Origin of the sequence: Nonomuraea aurantiaca (genome assembly GCF_020215705.1) — a bacterium.
Classification (GTDB): domain Bacteria; phylum Actinomycetota; class Actinomycetes; order Streptosporangiales; family Streptosporangiaceae; genus Nonomuraea; species Nonomuraea aurantiaca.
On sequence record NZ_JAIWNB010000008.1, the window covers coordinates 208,113 to 227,686 of the forward strand.

General features: G+C 70.3%; 20 protein-coding genes and 2 riboswitches. Of the genes, 10 read left to right on the forward strand and 10 right to left on the reverse strand.

Annotated features, from left to right (window positions below):
• Positions 1 to 7: 7 nt before the first annotated feature.
• From LDL49_RS21085 to LDL49_RS21095, 3 genes are all read left to right on the forward strand, one after another.
• Positions 8 to 1,144 (forward strand): AMP-binding protein, encoded by a 1,137-nt coding sequence (locus tag LDL49_RS21085; protein ID WP_225292817.1) that lies wholly within the window; start codon positions 8 to 10, stop codon positions 1,142 to 1,144.
• A gap of 46 nt (positions 1,145 to 1,190) precedes the next feature.
• Positions 1,191 to 1,523 (forward strand): hypothetical protein, encoded by a 333-nt coding sequence (locus LDL49_RS21090; protein ID WP_225292818.1) that lies wholly within the window; start codon positions 1,191 to 1,193, stop codon positions 1,521 to 1,523.
• A gap of 173 nt (positions 1,524 to 1,696) precedes the next feature.
• Positions 1,697 to 3,031, forward strand: coding sequence for a sigma-70 family RNA polymerase sigma factor (locus LDL49_RS21095; RefSeq protein ID WP_225292819.1), 1,335 nt, complete (start codon positions 1,697 to 1,699; stop codon positions 3,029 to 3,031).
• 171 nt (positions 3,032 to 3,202) lie between these two features.
• Here the strand turns inward: LDL49_RS21095 and LDL49_RS21100 are convergent, their stop codons facing one another.
• Positions 3,203 to 3,601, reverse strand: coding sequence for a hypothetical protein (locus tag LDL49_RS21100; RefSeq protein WP_225292820.1), 399 nt, complete (start codon positions 3,599 to 3,601; stop codon positions 3,203 to 3,205).
• Between the two features lie 113 nt (positions 3,602 to 3,714).
• Between LDL49_RS21100 and LDL49_RS21105 the strand changes: the two genes are divergently transcribed.
• Positions 3,715 to 4,275, forward strand: coding sequence for a TetR family transcriptional regulator (locus LDL49_RS21105; RefSeq protein WP_225292821.1), 561 nt, complete (start codon positions 3,715 to 3,717; stop codon positions 4,273 to 4,275).
• 203 nt (positions 4,276 to 4,478) lie between these two features.
• The gene (locus LDL49_RS21110) at positions 4,479 to 4,676 is read left to right on the forward strand and encodes a DUF5999 family protein (protein WP_225292822.1); all 198 of its coding nucleotides are present in this window, start codon (positions 4,479 to 4,481) and stop codon (positions 4,674 to 4,676) included.
• Between the two features lie 202 nt (positions 4,677 to 4,878).
• Here LDL49_RS21110 and LDL49_RS21115 read toward each other — a convergent pair whose 3' ends face one another.
• Positions 4,879 to 5,469: an alpha/beta hydrolase family protein gene (locus LDL49_RS21115; protein ID WP_225292823.1), complete on the reverse strand. Its 591-nt coding sequence runs from the start codon at positions 5,467 to 5,469 to the stop codon at positions 4,879 to 4,881.
• An 82-nt stretch (positions 5,470 to 5,551) separates the two neighbouring features.
• On the opposite strand from LDL49_RS21115, the gene LDL49_RS21120 reads away from it, so the two are divergent.
• The 4 genes from LDL49_RS21120 to LDL49_RS21130 all read left to right on the forward strand — a co-directional run bounded on the left by LDL49_RS21120 (position 5,552) and on the right by LDL49_RS21130 (position 7,343).
• Positions 5,552 to 5,905: a PIN domain-containing protein gene (locus tag LDL49_RS21120; protein WP_225292824.1), complete on the forward strand. Its 354-nt coding sequence runs from the start codon at positions 5,552 to 5,554 to the stop codon at positions 5,903 to 5,905.
• A 91-nt stretch (positions 5,906 to 5,996) separates the two neighbouring features.
• On the forward strand, positions 5,997 to 6,233 hold the full coding sequence (locus LDL49_RS58420; protein WP_308016161.1) for a hypothetical protein: 237 nt from the start codon (positions 5,997 to 5,999) through the stop codon (positions 6,231 to 6,233).
• A complete protein-coding gene (locus LDL49_RS58425) occupies positions 6,230 to 6,364 on the forward strand; it encodes a hypothetical protein (protein WP_308016162.1) in 135 nt (44 codons plus the stop codon). The genes LDL49_RS58420 and LDL49_RS58425 overlap by 4 nt, the downstream gene beginning before the upstream one ends.
• A 184-nt stretch (positions 6,365 to 6,548) precedes the next feature.
• The gene (locus LDL49_RS21130; protein ID WP_225292825.1) at positions 6,549 to 7,343 is read left to right on the forward strand and encodes a CPBP family intramembrane glutamic endopeptidase; all 795 of its coding nucleotides are present in this window, start codon (positions 6,549 to 6,551) and stop codon (positions 7,341 to 7,343) included.
• Positions 7,344 to 7,387: 44 nt separating this feature from the next.
• On the opposite strand, the gene LDL49_RS21135 is transcribed toward LDL49_RS21130, so the two are convergent.
• The 8 genes from LDL49_RS21135 to clsA all read right to left on the reverse strand — a co-directional run bounded on the left by LDL49_RS21135 (position 7,388) and on the right by clsA (position 17,549).
• On the reverse strand, positions 7,388 to 8,185 hold the full coding sequence (locus tag LDL49_RS21135) for a tetratricopeptide repeat protein (RefSeq protein WP_225292826.1): 798 nt from the start codon (positions 8,183 to 8,185) through the stop codon (positions 7,388 to 7,390).
• Positions 8,186 to 8,428: 243 nt separating this feature from the next.
• Positions 8,429 to 11,266 carry an aminomethyl-transferring glycine dehydrogenase gene (gene gcvP, locus LDL49_RS21140; protein ID WP_225292827.1) on the reverse strand — a complete coding sequence of 946 codons (2,838 nt, stop codon included), beginning with the start codon at positions 11,264 to 11,266 and terminating at the stop codon, positions 8,429 to 8,431.
• 55 nt (positions 11,267 to 11,321) lie between these two features.
• A riboswitch (glycine riboswitch) is annotated at positions 11,322 to 11,421 on the reverse strand.
• Positions 11,422 to 11,514: riboswitch (glycine riboswitch) on the reverse strand.
• 69 nt (positions 11,515 to 11,583) lie between these two features.
• Positions 11,584 to 12,204, reverse strand: coding sequence for a MerR family transcriptional regulator (locus tag LDL49_RS21145; protein WP_308016163.1), 621 nt, complete (start codon positions 12,202 to 12,204; stop codon positions 11,584 to 11,586).
• Between the two features lie 148 nt (positions 12,205 to 12,352).
• Entirely contained in the window at positions 12,353 to 12,823 is a 471-nt protein-coding gene (locus tag LDL49_RS21150; protein WP_214634355.1) for a bifunctional nuclease family protein, read from the reverse strand.
• A 109-nt stretch (positions 12,824 to 12,932) separates the two neighbouring features.
• On the reverse strand, positions 12,933 to 13,595 hold the full coding sequence (ftsR, locus tag LDL49_RS21155; RefSeq protein WP_225292828.1) for a transcriptional regulator FtsR: 663 nt from the start codon (positions 13,593 to 13,595) through the stop codon (positions 12,933 to 12,935).
• Between the two features lie 58 nt (positions 13,596 to 13,653).
• The gene (locus LDL49_RS21160) at positions 13,654 to 14,166 is read right to left on the reverse strand and encodes a double zinc ribbon and FHA domain-containing protein (protein WP_225292829.1); all 513 of its coding nucleotides are present in this window, start codon (positions 14,164 to 14,166) and stop codon (positions 13,654 to 13,656) included.
• 292 nt (positions 14,167 to 14,458) lie between these two features.
• Positions 14,459 to 16,963 (reverse strand): mannose-1-phosphate guanyltransferase, encoded by a 2,505-nt coding sequence (locus LDL49_RS21165; RefSeq protein WP_225292830.1) that lies wholly within the window; start codon positions 16,961 to 16,963, stop codon positions 14,459 to 14,461.
• Positions 16,964 to 16,967: 4 nt separating this feature from the next.
• Positions 16,968 to 17,549 carry a cardiolipin synthase ClsA gene (gene clsA / locus LDL49_RS21170; protein WP_225292831.1) on the reverse strand — a complete coding sequence of 194 codons (582 nt, stop codon included), beginning with the start codon at positions 17,547 to 17,549 and terminating at the stop codon, positions 16,968 to 16,970.
• Between the two features lie 216 nt (positions 17,550 to 17,765).
• Here clsA and LDL49_RS21175 point away from each other — a divergent pair, with 216 nt between their 5' ends.
• Positions 17,766 to 19,115: an MFS transporter gene (locus LDL49_RS21175; protein ID WP_225292832.1), complete on the forward strand. Its 1,350-nt coding sequence runs from the start codon at positions 17,766 to 17,768 to the stop codon at positions 19,113 to 19,115.
• Positions 19,116 to 19,574 lie beyond the last annotated feature (459 nt).

The window sequence follows — 19,574 nt, forward strand, 5'->3', positions numbered from 1 at the left end:
TACGAGCATGTTGAGGAAGCCATCGCATCCGGACCGGCCGTTGCACGCCGTGGTCGGATCCCCAGGGCCCGAGCTCTTCGCGGCGATCCGTGACGCCCTGTCGGGCGACGGCCCGGCGATCCTCCCCCTGCCTGCCGGAAGCGCCCCCGGCGCGCTGCGCCCGACGCACGTCAACGGCGTACGCCAGGACGACGGCGAGGGCGTGCCCGGCGACGTGGCGGTGGTCATCGCCACCAGCGGCAGCACGGGAGCGCCCAAGGGCGTGATGCTGTCGGCCACCGCGTTGCGCACCTCGGCGGCCTCCTCACTGCGCCGCCTGGAGGCGGTCAAGGGCGAGCGCTGGCTGTGCTGCCTGCCGCCCTCTCACGTGTCGGGCCTGCAGGTGCTGGTCCGCGCCCTGCTCTGCGAGAGCGAGCCGATCATCCACCCGCACTTCGACCCCCACGAGGTGCTCGCGTCGGGCGGCGACCACGTGTCGCTGGTGCCGACCCAGCTCCATCGGCTGGTCGAACTGAACGCCGACCTGTCGGTGTTCCGCACCATCGTGCTCGGCGGCGCCGCCCCGCGGGCCGGCCTGGTCGCCGAGGCTCGGGCGCTCGGCGCTCGGGTGGTCACGACGTACGGGATGAGCGAGACGAGCGGCGGCTGCGTGTACGACGGCCAGCCCCTTTACAATGTAGATCTCAAAATCGGCGACGACGGGCGCATCCGCGTCGCCGGCCCGGTGCTCTTCTCCGGCTACCGCTTCGGCGAGCCCGCCCCCTTCGACGGCGACTGGTACGTCACCTCCGACCTGGGCGAGCTGACCGGAGGCCGACTGCGCGTGCTGGGCAGGGCCGACGACGTCATCAACACCGGCGGTGAGAAGGTGGTGGCCGCCTCGGTGGCCGAGGTGCTCGGCGGCCACCCCGAGGTGGCCGACGTGGCCGTGATCGGCCGGCCGGATCCCGAATGGGGAGAGATCGTGGTGGCCGTCGTGGTGCCCGCCGACCCGGCCGGCCCGCCCACGCTGGACCAGCTCCGCGCCTACTCCACCGACCGGCTCCCCGCCTACGCCGCGCCGCGCCAACTGCGGCTGATGTCCCGTTTGCCGCTGCTAGCGAATGGTAAAACGGATCTCGTTCGCCTTAGGACAGGAACCTGATGAGTTGCGGGTGCGTCTTATGGAGGAGAGCAAGGAGAGGGCCTTCATGAACCAGACCCGCAAGATGTGGGCATCCGCGGCGGTCGTCGGCGTGATCCTCGTCGGCGGAGCCTCAGTCGCGGCGGCCGCCTCGGCGGGCAGGCTCCAACGGGTCGACAGGGAGACCAAAGCAGTGGTGGAGAAGGAGCCGTCCGTTCAGACCGATCGGCTTTCCGAGCTGACCGTCTCGCCCGCGCCGAGTGATGGCAGCGTGGCGTCCAAGGAGCTCAACCAGGACCCGCAGAAGGTCATCGAGTATTGGACGGACAAGCGCATGCAGGACGCCCAGCCCATGCCGATGCCCGAGGTGAAGCCGGGCGAGTTCACCGTCGGGGAGTGACGTTCCTCGCGTGTGGGGTGGGTCACCTTTAGGGCGCTCCGCCCCCTTTTTTGTCCCTCCGGGAACAAATAGCGCTCAACGGCGTTATTGATACTGGTGCGCCGAGCGGCCGCAGCCGCCCCACCACAATCTTGGTCTGAACGAATTCGACTCCGTATGGAGGAGGTGTCCTCATGCCCCGAACCGCCGTGGCGACCCCATCCACGACCCTCGACCAGCTGATTGACCGAGGGCGAGCTCAGGGTCACCTCTCCTTGGCGGAGCTGCGTGACGCGTTCGCCGAAGCCGGCATCAGCCCTTCGGACGGCCGTTCGATCCTGCGCGAGCTCACCGAGGCTGGTGTCAGCCTCGCCGCCGAGGACGAGCCGTCCCTCGGGCAGGCGGCCGCACGCAAGACCACCCGTAAGACCACGACCAAGCGAGCGAAGTCTACCCGCTCGAAGGCCGCGGAGCCAAAGACGGAGCCGGCGGCGCAGTCGGCCCAGTCCGCCGCGCACGACGAGGACGCCCCCGACGACCTCGCGCTGAGCCCGGACGCCGCGGGCCCGGACGCCGCCGAGCTGGAGTCCGAAACGATCGACCTCGACGACAACCAGTCGGTCATGGGCGACTCGGTCCACACCTACCTCAAGTCGATCGGCCGCCGTACGCTGCTCACCGCCGCCCAGGAGGTCGAGCTGGCCCGGCGGATCGAGGCCGGCCTGTACGCCGAGTACAAGCTGGAGACCCACCCCGGCCTGTCCGCCGCCGCCCGCGACGACCTCGAACTGGTCATCGAGGACGGCAGGGCGGCCAAGGACCACATGCTGGAGGCCAACCTCCGGCTCGTCGTCTCGGTCGCCAAGAAGTACACCGACCGCGGCATGTCCCTGCTCGACGTGGTCCAGGAGGGCAACCTGGGCCTGATCAGGGCCGTGGAGAAGTTCGACTACACCAAGGGCTTCAAGTTCTCCACGTACGCCATGTGGTGGATCAGGCAGGCCATACAGCGCGGCTTCGCCGACTCGGCCCGGACGATCCGCCTGCCCGTACACGTGCTGGAGATGCTCTCCAAGCTGTCGCGCATCGAGCGCGACATGCACCAGAGGCTGGGCCGCGAGCCCACGCCCGAGGAGCTGGGGATCGAGCTCGACAAGACCCCCGACCAGATCGAAGAGCTGCTGCGCACCAGCCGCCAGCCCATCTCGCTCAACGCGACGATCGGCGAGGACGGCGAGACCACGATCGGCGACCTCATCGAGGACGTCGACTCCCCCGAGGCGTCGGAGATCGTCGACCGCCAGCTGCTGGGCGACCAGCTGCGCGGCGTGCTCGGCAACCTCACGCCGCGCGAGGCGAAGATCATGGCTCTGCGCTTCGGCCTGGTCGACGGCAAACCGCACACACTCGACGAGATCGGCAAGCACCTGGGCCTGACCCGGGAGCGCATCCGGCAGCTCGAGAAGGAATCGCTTTCGAAGCTGCGCCACCCGAGCAATACCCGCCCCTTGCTCGACTGGGCCAGCTGATCCGCGACGAAGCCCCGGCACTCCTCGTGCCGGGGCTTCGTCATGTCTCCGGCGGCCCGCCTTCGCCGCCTCCCCCGAAGGAGGGTCCCTCCAAAAGGACACCAGCCACCACAGACCGTCACAGAGATCGAGAGGGTCGCGTGACGAACCACCCGGGGAAGTGGCGGACGGCTAGCGAACGGCAGGCACCGGGCGCGGCACCCGCGGAATGCCCCACAGCCGATTGTCCTCGCGCAACGTACGCAGCCGATCGACCTCGGCGGTCCAGGTGGCCCCGGCGGGCGTCGCCTTGGCCTTGCGGCGGGCGATGCGATCGTCATAGGCCTTGACCCCGAACGTGGCCCGCTGCCCGCTCTCGGCCGCCCGCAGCGCCTCGGTGAGCGCCTTGTCGAACGCCACCCCGGCGGCCAGCAACTCGAGCTCATCCGCGGCGGCGGCCCGCAGGTCGCGCAGCGTCCCCTCGGCCTGCCTGGCCCTGTCGAGCAGCTCGGGGTAGCTCTTGGAGATCTCCACGTCCGCGTGGTAGCGGACCTCGGCCTCGCGGCTCACCCGCGGCCGGAAAAACGCCATCGACTCTGCCCCTCATCTCAATCGGCTCGTATCAGGCGACCAGGGTACGCCCGACCGCGACACGCTCCATAATCGGACCCGCGTTGGGCCCTTTACATAGTAAGATGATCTCCATGCCCGCAAAGAGACCGCCGATTCCCCTCTCCCGCGAGCGCATCATCGACGCCGCCCTCCACATCGCCGACTCCCAAGGGCTCAGGCGCCTGACGATGCGCAGGCTCGGCGACGCCCTGCAGGTGGAGGCCATGGCCATCTACCATCATCTGCCCCGGGGCAAGGAAGCGCTGATGGACGCGCTGGCCGAGCACGTCACGGCGGTCCACGTGGAGCAGGGACCCACCTGGCAGGACACGGCCAGGGCGTGGTGCCGGGCCGGTCGCGAGCTGCTGCGCGAGCACCCCGGCGTCCTGGCGCTCGCGCTGACCAAACCACCCAAGGGCGGCACCGCGCTGGCCATCAGGGAGCAGACGGAGCAACTCGCCGACGCGGGCCTGAACGACGCGCCGGAAGCCGTACGGGCGCTGCGGGCCTTCGTGTTCGGCAGCGTCGCGGTCGAGGTTCAGCAGTCGGGCTGGGCCGACCCCGAGGTCGACGAGTGGACCAGGCGCGACGAGCGCGCCGACGTCGACTTCGAGCGCGGTCTCGACGCCTTGCTCAGGGGCTTGCAAAGCTAGTGGGCGTGTCTCGCTTGGACCGTTATCCTGTATAAGGCACGCTGTGTCGAAGGTCACACTTTCGCATCCTCCTGTAACAGTCCTAACGGACTATGTCCGAACGTGTGACATACGCCGCACACTTGAAAGAAAGACAACACCCACGGTGTTCCCGCCCCTTTCTGACCCGCGGGAGCCAATCACGAGATATCGGAGGCACGCCGATGTGCCCGCACGACCCGGCCTGTCCGGCAGCCGAGGCGCCCGACCGCGAGGCCGCACGTACCCTCGCCTGCCATCCCGAGCAGGGGTGGAGCCTTCTCTGCAACGGCGTCGTCCTTTTCGAGGACACCGGGGAGCTCCTGCCTGGCGGCACCGTCATCGCTCCGCACCGCCCGGATCCGCTCGTCGGCGCCGCCTGAGCCGCCAACCGGCTCATCGGCGCCTCCAGAGCCACTGACCGCTCACACGCAGCCTCGGAGCCACCACCCGCCCCCGCGTCCCCTGAACCCGCGGCCCTTGGACCGTGTCTCATGGGCCATGTCCCCTGAGTCCGCGGCCTCTGAGTCCGCGGCCCGTCCGCGGCGCGGACGGTGGACGCACGGCTCCCCTCAGGCACGCCACTCACCCATAGCCGACGATCCACTCGGCGACCACCTCGCCCACCCGGGCGGGGTCCTTCTTCAGGTCGTGCCCCTCGCCCGGCAGCACAACCAGGCGTGCCGCGTCGGCGGCGTCGGGCACGCCGAACGGATCGCGGTCCCCGCTGACCACCAGCACGTCCACGCCCGCCTCACGCAGCTCGCCGGCCCTCGACTTCTCCGGCCTGCCCGGCGGGTGCAGCGGGAACGCGAGCGCCACCACCGCGACCGCGCCGACCACCTCGGCCGTACGGCAGGCCACCCTCGCCCCGTTGCTCCGGCCACCCTGCACCAGCGGCAGCCCCGGCCACCGCGCCCGTAGCTCACCCAGCACGACCTCCCACGCCTCGTCCTGCCGGACGGCCGAGCCCGGCGCCCGCGCCCCCGCGAGCCGGAACGGCTGCGTCACCCTGGCCACCACGGCCCCCACGTTCAGCGCCGCGTCGCGCACCGCCAGCAGATCGGGCGCGTCCACTCCCCCGGCCGACCCATGGGTCAGCACGAGCAGCAGCCGGGGCCGCTCCACCTCGTCGAACTCGACGTGCGCCGGCCCACGCGGGGTCATGATCCGCATGTCAGAACCGTACCTGGGGATGAGTTCACCATGGCCCTCAGGGCTGATGACGGCGTGCCGCGCAGCCGCGATGATGAGCCTCATGCCAGAGACGCGCCCCATCCGCGAGGACCTGCAGGCGACCCTCGACGCCCGCCGCGACCTCGGCCCCGAATACGAGGCCGCCCTGGTCGAGTCGTTCGTGGAGCGACTCGACGTCACGATCGCCGCCCGGGTGCGCGCCGAACTCCAGGCCCACGGCACCGGCCCCGGCCCGAGCAGGTCCAAGAGCCCGGGGGCGGCGATGATCCCGATCGCGCTGGGGTCGATGGGCATGGGCATCCCGCTGACGGCCATCGCGGCGCCCCGGGGAGGTGGGTTCGGCTTAGCCATCGTCTGGTTCGCCATCGTCCTGATCAACGTCGCCGCAGCGGCCGCCATCATGCGCCGCGGCTGACCTCCGCACCTCCACCCCCGGGTGATCGATCGCGCCACGGGCGACAAGCCGTGACAGACGACAGAGCGGTCGTCGTGCTCGTCGCCTGCTCATGGGCTTTCGCTCGGCGGCGGGAGCGCCGGCATGGCTCGCGGCGGTCGGCATCCTGATCCTGTTCACCCTGGCGCTGACGTGGCTCGCCGTCATCCCCGGTCTGTCCGCGAAGTCCGCGGCCGGCGCGAGCGCGTTCTCCTACCCGGTCATCTTCCTGCCGTTCCTCAGCGCGGCATTCGTGCCCACCGCCACCATGTCGGCCCGCTGCGCGCCTTCGCCGAACACCAGCCGGTGACCTCCATCGTCAACCTGTTCACCCAGCAGCCGGTCGACACCCACATCTGGACCGCCCTCGCCTGGTGTGTCGGCCTCCCCATCGCCACGTGGATCTTCGCCATGGCCACTTACCGCCGAAAGATCTCCTAACAGCTGCGCGCACTCACCCACCAGGTGCGGCCGGCCCTGGCTGACAGTGGCCATGAGCCTGCTCATGAAGCGGCCTCCGACAGAGGCCGCACTTGCGCCGCACCGTTTCGTCGCCACCGAAGCAGCCGCCTGGACTCGCCAGGGGGCGAACCTCCATGACGTCACACACCCGTCAGGTACAGCTATGGCCGCAACGAAAGACTCCCGACCGGACCGGATGGTTGAGCGGCTGCTGGGCGACCACCACTCCCTGCCGCTGTCCATCGCGCTCCACCTCGTCCCTGGAGCTTTGATCGTCGCCGTCTACCTGCTCATCACCGGACCGCTCGTCAAGGCCATGGGCTATCCGCCGTTCCTGGGCTGGGCGATCGCCATGTGCCTGGCTCTGGCGCCGGCCCAGCTCGGCCTGCTGCTGTGGTTGGGCCGCCGGCGAAATGGCCGGTTATCGCTGCGTGGAGTGGTGAGCTATCTGGACAAGCCGATCCCACGCGGGAAGCTTGTCGCCATCGTCGCCGCCCTGATCGTGCAGATGGTGGTGCTGTCGTTCGCGTTGATACCCGTGGACAACTTCGTCTACCAGTGGCTGTTCCGGTGGGTCCCGTTCGAAGGCGCCGGCAGCGTCACCGGATACCTCACCGGATGCTCACGCACCGCCGTCATCGTCTCGCTGGTGTCGTGCGTTCCGCTCACCGGACTGGCGTTCCCGATCATCGAAGAGCTCTACTTCCGCGGCTTCCTGATGCCCCGCCTCTCCCGGCTGGGCCGGTGGACGCCGGTGGTCAACACCGCTCTGTTCTCGCTGTACCACTTCTGGTCGCCCTGGGGGTTCCTGTCCAGAGTGGTCTTCATGCTGCCGGGGGTCTGGCTCGTCTGGCGCAAGAAGGATCTGCGGCTGTCGATCGGGATGCATCCTGGCACGACGTTGCTCACAACGACGGTAGGCGTCATCGCCCTGCTGCTGAACCTCGTACCGTTGTAGCGCCCGATCGGGAGAGACGAAGGCTCGCGGGACAGGGTGGTTGGTCAGGTGTCGCGGTCGTAGCGCAGCCGCACCTCCGCAGCCAGCGTCTCGTCCTCGTGCTCCAGCCCGTACGTCCAGACGCGACCAGCATCGTCGGCGCGGCCACGCAGCGGCAGGGTCCTGGCCAGCAGCTCGATGGCCAGTCCGCTCGTCGGCGCGTCACCGCCGTCCTCCACCGCGCCCGCGAACTCCGCGCAGGCGAGCTCCAGGTGCGCGATGCCGAGTTGCACCCGCAGCCGGGCCACGTCGTCCTGGGAGGCCACCTCGAGCGCCTCCAGCAGCACCTCGGCCGCCTCCCCCGGCTCCCCGCGCTCCAGCAGCAGCTCGGCCAGTTGCTGCGCGGCGTGCGCGCCCACGTCCGGCCCGGCGGCGGCCAGCGCGGCCCGCAGCTCGTTCTCCGCCTCGTCGTAGTCGCCCGCCAGCACGGCCAGCCGGGCCAGGGCGAGACGCGCCAGCGGGATGTAGGCGGCCGTGCCGACGCCCAGGACCGCCTGCCACGCACCCCTGGCCTGCTCGGTGCGGCCCTCGCGCTCAAACCCCTGCGCGAGGTGACAGGCCGCCTGAGCGGCGAACTCCGGATGCCCGGTCGCCAGCGCGACCCGGGCGGCCGCCCGGGCCCCCTCCGGGTCGCCCCGCTCGTCGAGCACCACGGCCAGGCCCACGGCGGCCTGCGCCCGGTCGGGCTCCTCGGGGTCGGCGGCCAGCTCGCTGAGTATGGCCGCCGCACCGTCGAGGTCACCGTGCTCGGCCAGGCGGCGAGCGGTGTCGAGAGGCGGGACCTGCAGCTCTGAGAACGTCAAGAGAGCTCCTTAGGCGACGGTCGGACCGAGCCTAACGAGTTCCGGTGATCATGTCTTCTCACTGACCACGTTCAGCCTGGGTGGCGGGAAAAAATCCCGGAAAACGGGCGTAGCCCTCCCCTACCGAACGCAGCGGCGGAGAGGGCCACGGTCCCGCAGCCGAGAAAGCCACGATCACGCGAACGTGACGTACGGGTCGGTCACGGGCGCAACGGCCGGATTAGTCGGGAACGTGACGCCAAGTCAGTCCTCGTACGCCTCCAGCGGCGGGCAGGAGCACACCAGGTTGCGGTCACCGTAAGCCTGGTCGATGCGCCGCACCGGCACCCAGTACTTGCCCTCCCGCAGCGACGGCAGCGGATAGGCCGCCTCGGTACGGCTGTACGGGTGAGCCCACTCGTCGGCCGCGACGGCCTCGGCGGTGTGAGGGGCGTTGCGCAGCGGGTTGTCGGCGCGGTCGTAGTCGCCCGAGGCGACCCGTGCCATCTCGCCCCTGATGGCCACCATCGCGTCGACGAACCGGTCCAGCTCGGCCAGGTCCTCGCTCTCGGTCGGCTCGATCATCAGCGTGCCGGCGACCGGGAACGACATGGTCGGCGCGTGGAAGCCGTAGTCGATGAGCCGCTTGGCCACGTCGTCGACCGTGACGCCGGTCTCCTTGGTGATCTGCCGCAGGTCGACGATGCACTCGTGGGCCACCAGCCCGCCGCGCCCGGTGTAGAGCACCGGGTAGTGCGGGGCCAGCCGCCGGGCGAGGTAGTTGGCCGACAGGATCGCCTGCTCGGTGGCCGCGGCCAGGCCGTCGCCGCCCATCATCCTGACGTACGCCCAGGAGATCGGCAGGATGCCCGCCGAGCCGTACGGGGCCGCCGCGACCGCGCCGACCGGGGAGCCGGGGCGCAGCGGGTGGCCCGGCAGGTAGGCGGCCAGGTGGCCGCGGACCGCGACCGGGCCGACGCCGGGGCCGCCACCCCCGTGCGGGATGCAGAACGTCTTGTGCAAGTTGAGGTGGGAGACGTCGGCGCCGAACTCACCCGGCTTGGCCAGCCCGACCAGCGCGTTGAGGTTGGCCCCGTCGACGTAGACCTGGCCGCCCGCGTCGTGCACCTTGGCGCAGACCTCGGTGATCGTCTCCTCGAAGACGCCGTGCGTCGACGGGTAGGTGAGCATGATCGCGGCCAGCGCGTCACGGTGCTTGTCGATCTTGGCGTCGAGGTCGGCCAGGTCCACGTTGCCCTCGGTGTCGCAGGCCACGACCACGACGCGCATACCGGCCATGACGGCGCTGGCCGCGTTCGTGCCGTGCGCGGAGGACGGGATGAGGCAGATGTCGCGGTGCTCGTCGCCGTGGTCGCGGTGGTAGGCCCGGATCGCGAGCAGCCCGGCGAACTCTCCCTGGGACCCGGCGTTCGGCTGGATGGAGACCGCGTCGTAGCCGGTCACCTCGGCCAGCCACTCCTCCAGGGTCTCGATGAGGTGGCGGTAGCCCGCGGCCTGCCCGACGGGCGCGAAGGGGTGGATCCCGGCGAACTCCGGCCAGGTGATGGGCTCCATCTCGGTGGTCGCGTTGAGCTTCATCGTGCAGGAGCCGAGCGGGATCATGGACCGGTCGAGGGCGATGTCCTTGTCCTGGAGCCTGCGCAGGTAGCGCAGCATCGCGGTCTCGGAGTGGTGGCTGTGGAAGACCGGATGGGTGAGGTAGCCGGACTCCCGCGTCAGCGCGGCGGGCAGCGTGTCCAGCCCCTCGTCGGTGAGGAGGCCGGCCGCCGGCCCGCTGACGCCGAAGGCGGCGGCGACCTGCTCGAGGTCGGCCGCCGTGGTCTTCTCGTCGCAGGCGATGGAGACGTGGTCGGCGTCGGCCTGCCACAGGTTGACGCCGCGTTCGGCGGCCTGCCGGACGACGTCGGCGGCCCGGCCGGGCACCTTGGCCAGCACGGTGTCGAAGAACTCCCGGTGGACGACCTCGACGCCGCCGCGGCGCAGGCACTCGGCCAGCGTGGCGGCGTGCCGGTGCACGCGGGCGGCGATGCGGCGCAGCCCGTCGGGGCCGTGGTAGACGGCGTACATGCCGGCGATGACGGCGAGCAGGACCTGCGCGGTGCAGATGTTGCTGGTGGCCTTCTCGCGCCTGATGTGCTGCTCGCGGGTCTGCAGGGCCAGCCGGTAGGCGGGCGCGCCGTCGGCGTCGACGGAGACGCCCACGAGGCGGCCGGGCATCTGCCGCTGCAGCCCTTCGCGTACGGACATGTAGGCGGCGTGCGGCCCGCCGAAGCCGAACGGCACGCCGAAACGCTGTGAGGAGCCGATCGCGATGTCGGCGCCGAGCTCGCCCGGCGCGGTGACCAGGGTCAGCGCGAGCAGGTCGGCGGCGGCCACGACGAGCGCGCCCGCGGCGTGCGCCCGCTCGGCCACGGCGCGGAAGTCGCGCAGCCGGCCAGAGGCGCCGGGGTATTGGACGAGCACGCCGAAGCACTCGGGCAGCTCGCCGTCGAGGGTGTCCTCGACCAGCGTGATGCCCAGCGGCTCGGCGCGGGTGGCCAGCACCGTCTTGGTCTGGGGCAGCGCGTCGGCGTCGACGACGAACACGGCGCTCTTGGACTTGCCCGCGCGCCTGGCCAGCGTCATCGCCTCGGCGGCGGCCGTGCTCTCGTCGAGCAGGGAGGCGCCCGCGACGTCGAGCCCGGTCAGGTCGGAGACGACGGTCTGGAAGTTGAGCAGCGCCTCCAGGCGGCCCTGCGAGATCTCCGGCTGGTAGGGGGTGTAGGCGGTGTACCAGCCCGGGTTCTCCAGCAGGTTGCGGCGGATCACCGCCGGGGTGATCGTGTCGTGGTAACCCAGGCCGATCATCGAGGTGAGCACCTTGTTGCGGTCCGCGATGGCCCGCAGTTCGGCGATGACCTCGGTCTCACTGGCCGCGGCGGGCAGCGAGAGCCGGTCCTTGATCCTGATGGACTCCGGGACGGCCATCGCCACCAGGTCGCCCACCGACTCGAAACCCACGGCCTCGAGCATGCGCTGCTGCTCGGATTCGGACGGGCCGATGTGCCGGGTCGAGAACGGCGGAGCTGACAGATCGGTCATGGAGGTGCCTCCCGAGGGCTATGGAGACCGGCGCCTGGGCGCGGGCGAGTGCCGGATCTCCCCCTCTGTCATGGCGACCTGAGAGCTTCACCCCCATGAGGGCTTGCACCGTCGGTGAGGCGCGCCTGGCGGGCGTGCCTGCTTTCCAGAGTTGCCTACCCCGAGCGGTACGGGTGCCTGAGAGATTCCGGGGAGGGTTGCTCCTTCGGCGCCCCGGGACCAGCCCGGGACTCTCCCGCAGGGGGTCGTCAGCCTTGCCCTCTAAGGTTACTACCGTATTGCTACCCTATGCGGCATTGCTACCCTATGCGGCGTTACTACCCTATGCGGCGCGCCCGGCGCCGCTGGGCCAACTCGTCAGCGGGGTGGTCGGCCGGGACGCTGTCCTCGACCGCCGCTCTTTCCCCCGGCAGCTCCGCGAGGGAGCCCTCGACCTCACGCCAGACCCGGCCGAGCGCGATGCCGAACACGCCCTGGCCGCCCTGGAGCAGATCGATCACCTCGTCGGCCGAGGTGCACTCGTAGACGCTGACGCCGTCGCTCATGAGCGTGATCTGCGCGAGGTCGCCGACCCCGCGGTCACGCAGGTGTTGTACGGCTGTACGGATCTGCTGGAGGGAGACTCCGGTGTCGAGTAGCCGCTTGACGACCTTGAGCACCAGGATGTCGCGGAAGCTGTAGAGCCGTTGGGAGCCCGAACCGTGCGCGGCTCTTATCGTGGGCTGGACCAGGTCCGTGCGCGCCCAGTAGTCGAGCTGCCGGTAGGTGATGCCGGCCGCCGCGCACGCCGTCGGGCCGCGGTATCCGATGTCTCCCGGCAGTGTCGTGGGCTGCTCGTCGAAGAGCAAGCCCTGCTCTCCGGCACGCTGCCGCGCACTCTCACGCCGCACCGGATCTTCCTGGCCGGCCGTCTTTCCCTCGCCGCTGCTGACCGCCACGCGGACCTCCGGCTTTCTCTCATCCCATGGCCTGATCTGGGGGTTCGTAAAAGCGCGGCCATGGGTTTCACTTGCACCGTAGGACCGTGACCATGCGCAGTCAACGATCCGGCTCGGCGCGTCGTGAAGCGTAAATGCACTGAAATACCTACCCCGCCCGGCCAAAGTCTTCGGGGGTGATCGTGTCAAGGAACTCCCTGAACTTCTCCACCTCGTCCTCTTGGTCGTCGGGGATGATCACCCCGGCCTCCTGGACGACCTCCTCACTGGCGAAGATACGTGCTCCGGTGCGCAAGGCGAGCGCGATCGAGTCGGAGGGCCGCGCGCTCACCTCTACGCCGTTGGAGAACACCAGGTCGGCGAAGAAGATACCGTCACGCAGGGCGACGATGTTGACCGCGCGCAGGCCCACGCCGAGAGCGCTCAGCACGTCCCTGAACAGGTCGTGCGTGAGTGGCCGGGCTGGAGGCTCCTCCGCTTGGGCCAGAGCGATGGCCGTGGCTTCGGTCATCCCAATCCAAATCGGCAGGAACCTCTCCCCGTGTGCCTCCTTGAGCAAGACGATCGGCTGATTTGTGGGCATCTCTACGCGGACGCCCACGACCTCCATCTGCAACACGGGCTGCTCCATATTCGACTGGTCGGCGACCCCGGCACAGCTATTGGGCCGGTCCGCTTCTGCATTTCAACGTAACACCCGAGGGGCCTTGTATGTCCCGCTGGTCCGGTCATCGGCCTAGAACGGTCCGCACGCCCGTACGCACCAGAGCGGCGTGCAGGTCGAGCAGCAAAGCCGACAGCTCCCTGGCGGCCTCGTCGGCCTCTCCGATGGCCCCTGGGGCGCGGCGTTTGAGTATGGGCGCGACCGTCTGCTCCACCAGGCCGCACTCGCGCTCGGCCGCGGCCTTGACCGCGCGCAGATGCCGGGCGTGCAGGCCGAACCGGGCCAGGGCGCCGACGCTGCGCGCCACGTTGAGCGCCTCCTCGTCGTAGCGCCTGGCCGTCGCCGCGAGCAGGCCGTAGTCCTCGAGCTCGGCGAGGGTGTCCTCGTCGAGCCCGGCCGCCTCCAGCAGCTCGGCGCGGCTCAGCCGCACCTCCCGCGTCTCCGGCCGGTCGGTCACGGCACGCGGGCGGCCGAAGTGCTCGGCCATCTTGTCCTTGATCACCCGCAGCGGCAGGTAGTGGTCGCGCTGCTCGGTGAGGATGTAGCGGAGCTGCTCGACGTGCAGGTGGGTGAACTTGCGGTAGCCCGACGGGCTGCGCTCCGGCTCGATGAGCCCCTCGCCCTCCAAGAAGCGGATCTTGGAGATCGACACATCGGGGAACTCGCCCTGGAGCATGGCGAGCACCTCCCCGATGCTCATGTGCGAGCGTGCCGCCTGCGCGCTCATGCGGCTTCCTCCGTGAGCCGCATGAACGCTGTGACCGTCGGTCGCCCGCTGCGCTCGCTCATGCGCCGACGGCGGTCCGCATCAGAAAGACGAGGCGGAACTTGCCGATCTGCACCTCGTCACCGGAGTGCAGCGGCACCTCCTCGATGCGCTCCCTGTTGACGTAGGTGCCGTTGAGGCTGCCCACGTCGCGCACGGAGAACTGGCCGCCGCGAAGGCGGTAGAACTCGACGTGCCGCCGGGAGACCGTGATGTCGTCCAGGAAGATGTCGCTCTCGGGATGGCGCCCCGTGGTGGTGAGGTCCTTGTCGAGCCGGAAACGGCTCCCGGCGTTGGGCCCCCTGGTCACCGTGAGCAACGCCGTGCCAGGCGGCAGCTGCTCCACCAGCGCGCGCTCGGCGAGGAGCATGTCACCGGTCTCAGCCTCGTACGCCTCGATTCCCGCGACAGAGATCGTCGATGTGGTGTCCCCGGCGACCTCGGTTCTGGTCAACGGTGACCCACAACGGGAACAGAAACGGGCATCCTCGGGGTTGGCGTGCCCGCACTGCGTGCAGTAGACGCTCGGCATCGATCGGCTCGGCCTCCTACCGCGAAGACGCGGCAACGGGGATCTGGGCGCGCCTCGCTTCGCTCTTCAAGTTTGCGAATGCCGCAACTTACGCTGATCAGCGGCAAAGGTCAAGGCGGGGCGCTGGACGACGGGTTCGGACGGTGACAAAGTTACCGCCGCCCGCGCCCCAAGGTCCATGCCGCCGCGCGTTTCTACATTACGATCTTGCACGTTCCGCCGCCACCGATCCGCCAGTGTCACTCTGCGTGACGGTTCCGTGCGAATTGCCGGAGAATTTCGGTCCCGAGGGTCAGGATGCCGCCTCCTCGACCACGCGGGCCCAGTGCTCCAGGAGCGACTGCGCGGTGTCCACGTCGGCGGCCTCGGCCCACAGATCGGTGACCGGCTCGGTGGCGGCGGGCAGGATCAGCACCCAGCTCCCGTCCTCGGCGGCCACCCGCACCCCGTCGGTGGTGTCGACGCGGCAGCCGTCCGGCTCGGCCTCGGCGGCCTCGATGACCGAGCGCATGACGGCGCCCTTGGCCGCCCACGGGGTCGGCACCGTCCGCTTGAGCAGCTTGGCCTCGGGGATGCGCGCGTCGATCTGGCTGAGCGAGAGCCGGGTGCGGGCGACCAGGCCGAGCAGCCGCATGAACGCCGCCACCCCGTCGATCGCCGGGCCGAACTCGGGCACCACGAAGCCGCCCCTGCCGTCGCCCGCGAAGATCATGTCGTCGTCCACCGCGGCCGAGGTGAGGGCGTCGACCGCCGTGGAGGTCCACCGCACCTGCACGCCGTGGAAGCGGCAGACCTGCTCGGCGACCCTGGTGGTGGTGACGGGCAGCGCCACCCGGCCGGTCCTGCGCTCGGCGGCGATCAGGTCGAGCACGACGAGCAGGGCCCGCTCCTCGCCGATCAGCTGGCCCATCTCGTCCACCAGCGCGATGCGCTCTCCCACGGGGTCGAACCGCACCCCGAAGGCCGCCCTGGAGGAGCTCACGAGCTCCGACAGGCGCTGCAGGTCCCTTCGGCGCTCGGCGAACGTCTCCGTGGGCGAGATGTCGTCCAGGCGGGCGTTCACGGTGAGCACGTCGACGCCCACCCGGCCGAGCAGCGTGGGCAGGACCAGCGCGGAGGTCCCTCCGGCGCAGTCGACGACGACCTTCATGTCCCTGATGCCGGTCATGTCCACGCAGCGCAGCAGCTCGTACGCGTAGTCCTCGACCGCCCTGGCGGGGAAGCGGAGCTCGGCGATCTCGCCGGGGAAGGCGCGCCGGAACTCCTGGCGGGAGAAGACCCGCTCCAGCTTGCGCTGGGCGGCCGGGGGCAGGTCGGCGCCGCGGTCGTCCATGATGACGATGTCGATGCTCTGCGGGTCGCCCGCGGTGGTGCGCAGCGCGATGCCGCCCGCGGCCGACTCCCTGGCCGTGTGGAAGCGGGCCACCGGCAGTGGCGCGGCCTCCAGGTCGAGGACGTTGATGGCGCTGGCGTTCAGCGCGCCGATCACGGCCCGCTTCAGCGCCCTGGCGGCCAGCGAGGAGTCGCGCGAGGTGACGACGTGCTCGCCCTTCTTCAGGGTGGTGGCGTACGCGCTGGCCAGCCGTACGCACAGCTCGGGGGTGATCTCCACGTTGACCAGGCCACTGACGCCGCGGGGGCCGAACAGGCTGCGCTGGCCGCGCGACTCCCAGATGACGCTGGTGTTGACGACGGCGCCGGCCTCGATGGTCTTGAACGGGTAGACCTTGACGCCGCTGGAGACGTACGCCTCGGGCTCGATGACGCACTCGTCGCCGATGACGGCGTTCTCCTCGATGCGGGCCCCGGCCATCACGTCGGTGCTCTTGCCGATCACGCAGCCGCGCAGGTGGCTGCCGGGGCCCAGGTAGACGTTGTCGTGGACGACCGCCCGGTGCAGGAAGGCGCCTTCGCGGACGACCGTGTTGTTGCCGAGCACCGTGTACTCGCGCAGCTCGGCGCCGGCCTCGACCTTGGCGTACGCGCCGACGAGCAGCGGGCCCTTGAGCACCGCATCGGGGTCGACCGAGGCCGACTCGGCCACCCAGACGCCCGGCGAGACCTCGAAGCCGCCGATGTCCACGGCGACCCTGCCGGACAGGGCGTCGGCCTGGGCCTTGAGGTAGCTGTCGTGGGTGCCGACGTCCTCCCAGTAGCCCTCGGCGACGTAGCCGAAGATGGGGGCGCCGCGCTCCAGCAGGGTGGGGAAGACGTCGGCCGACCAGTCGACGGGCTCTCCCGAGGCGACCGCGTCGAGGACCTCGGGCTCCATGATGTAGACGCCGGTGTTGACGGTGTCGGAGAAGACCTGTCCCCAGGTGGGCTTCTCCAGGAAGCGCTGGACGCGGTTGCCCTCGTCGACGATCACGATGCCGAACTCGAGGGGGTTGGGCACCCGTTTCAACCCGATAGTGACAAGCGCCGAATTTTCACGATGAAACCGGACCATATCCGACAAATCGATATCGGTCAGGGCGTCGCCGGAGATCACCAGGAATCGGTCGTCACGCAGGCGGGCCGCGGCGTTCTTCACGCTGCCCGCCGTGCCCAGGGGAACGTCTTCGGTGGCGTATTGCAGGTTCATGCCGAGTTCGTCGCCGTCGCCGAAGTAGTTGCGCACGAGCGCGGCCAGGAACTGGAGGGTGACCACGGTCTCGGTGATGCTGTGCCGTTTGAGCAGCCGCAGCACGTGCTCCATGATCGGGCGGTTGACCACGGGCAGCAGGGGCTTGGGCTGGTTGGCCGTCATCGGACGCAGCCGAGTGCCCTCTCCACCCGCCATGACGACCGCCTTCACCCGATCACTCCTCCTTGGCCGCGGTTACGAGCCGTCGTACCTGTACCCCATACAGCACCCCCGACCACCAGTACAGGCCCGTTCCCCAGAGCGCAAAGGCCCACCCGACAATTCGTGCTATATCGGCATACCACCCAGTGTGGGAGGCAAGGAAGAGCAGAGGGAAGGCGTACATCAGGTTGAACATGGCGGCCTTGCCCAGGAAATGCACCTGAAGTGCCTTGTAACCGCTCTTCCGAAGTACGGGAATGAAACACGCGACGAACAGGTCGCGACCCAGGATGATCGCCACCAGCCACCACGGAATGACGTCACGCACCAGCAGCGCCAGGATCGTGGCGAAGACATAGAGCTTGTCGGCCGCCGGGTCGATGATCCGGCCGAGCCTGCTCATCTGGTTGAAGGCGCGAGCGATCTTGCCGTCCAGCCAGTCGGTGAATCCGGCGACCGCGAGCACGAGGATCGCCCAGCCGTCCGCCTTGGGTCCCAACACCAGCCAGAGGAAGACAGGAACGCCGAGGAGGCGCAGGAAGCTCAGCAGGTTCGGAACCGTCCAGATCCGATCCTCGGCGGAAGTTTCGCTCACGCTGCCGACCCTACTGCGTCGCCTTTCTCCGCAGCGGGGTCGGCATCGGCTCATCCTTTCCGCTCGTCTTTTCCGGCGGCCTTCCCTGCGGCTCTCCCGGCGGCCTTGCCTGCGGTTCTCCTGGCGACCTTGCCGGCGGCACCGCTCGGATCGGCACCGCTCGGATCGGCGCGTCGCGGGAGGTTAGTGGCGGCCCTCACCGCGCAGGTGTAGCGGATGAAGAGGAACGTCCTGATCGTGATGTGCGCGGGCCTGTTCGTCGTCCTGCTGGACGTGACCATCGTGAACGTGGCGCTGCCGTCCATCGCCACCGGCCGGCACGCCGGGCTCGCCGACCTGCAGTGGGTGGTGGACGGCTACCAGATCGCCCTCGCCGGGCTGCTGCTGACGGGCGGCACGCTGGGCGACCGCTTCGGACACCGGCGGGTGGTGCTGGCGGGGTTCGCCCTGTTCGGTCTGGCGTCGGCGGGCTGCGCGCTCGCGCCGGGCGTCGGGGCCCTGGTGGCGGCGCGAGCGGTGCAGGGGGTGGGCGCCGCGCTGCTCCTGCCGGGTACGCTCGCGGTCATCACCCGGATCTTCCCCGGCGACCAGGAACGGGCCAGGGCCATCGGAGTCTGGGCCGCGGTGGGCAGCGCGGCCCTGCCCGCCGGACCGCTGCTCGGCGGGGTGCTGATCCAGGCGTTCGGCTGGCCGTCGATCTTCGCCATCAACGTGCCGCTCATTCTGATCATCTTCGTAGCGGTGCTTCGGGCCGCTCCGGCCGACGAGCCCGAGCGCCGGCCGATCGACCTGCCGGGCACCATGACGGGCGCCGGGACGCTGCTGGTCCTGACGTACGCGGTGATCCAGGCGGGCCGCGACGGGCCCGACTGGCGGCTGTTCGCGGTCGCCGCGGCATTGCTGGCGGCGTTCGTGGTGATCGAGAGCCGGCGGGAGGCGCCGATGCTGCCGCTGGGGCTGCTGCGGCGTCCCTCGATCGCGGTCGGCACGATCGGCTCGGCGACCATGAACTTCGGGATCAACGGCATGATGCTGCTGATCACCCTCTACCTCCAGGGCGTGCTGCGGCTGTCCCCGATGACGGCGGGCGCTGCGCTGCTGCCACTGTTCGTGCCGCTGGCGCTGCTGTCCGCCCCCTTCGGGCGCCTGGCCGGCCGCTACGGGCCGCGTCCCGTCATGGTCGCCGGGCTGCTCACCCTGGCGGCGGGCATGGGGCTGCTGCTCCTGGTGCGGCCGGCCGCGCCGTACCTGGTGCTGCTCCCGGCGCTGGCCGTCATCGGGCTCGGCGCGGCGCTGCTGACGCCGAGCGTGGTCGCCCTGGCCATGAGCGACCCGCCGCCCGGCAGGGAGGGGCTGGTGAGCGCGATCAACAACACCGCCCGGCAGGCGGGCGGCGCGATCGGCGTCGCCGCCTTCGGCGCGATGGCGGGCGCTCCCGGCGGGCCGCGCTTCATCGGGGGGCTGCACGGGGCGGCTGTGGTGGCGGGAGCGGCCTACCTGGGCGTGACGGCCCTGACCCTGACCCTCGGCCTCACCACCCGCCACCGCCCCACAACCCTCGTCTGACCGCCCCGAGACCCGCATCTGACCACCCCATGGCCGCTTCTGACCGACCAGCCCGAGACCCGTGTCTGACCGCTGGCGCCAAGCCGCCCGCCCCGGGCTGTACCGCACCACCCCGAGCTCCGCCACCGCCCGAAACCGCCATCGGCAGCCGCCACCAACGGGGGTTGACGGCTGCGGCGATCGGGGGCGGCCGGTCGGGGTCGGTCGGGGCCCGTAGGCGGCGGTCGGCCGGAGGGACAGTTGGCCGGGCGAGGTCGGTCGGTCGGAGGCGGCCGGGGTCAGTCGGGGCCAGTTGGCCGGAGGGCCAGGCGGCCGTAGGGACGTCAGCCGGAGGGACGTGAGCCTGGGGACCGTCGGGAAACCGTCGGCCGGGGTCCGTAGGCGACGGTCGGCAGCGTCGGTCGGCCGGAGACCGTCGGCCGAAGACCGTCGACCAGAGGCGGCCGGGGTCAGTCGGCC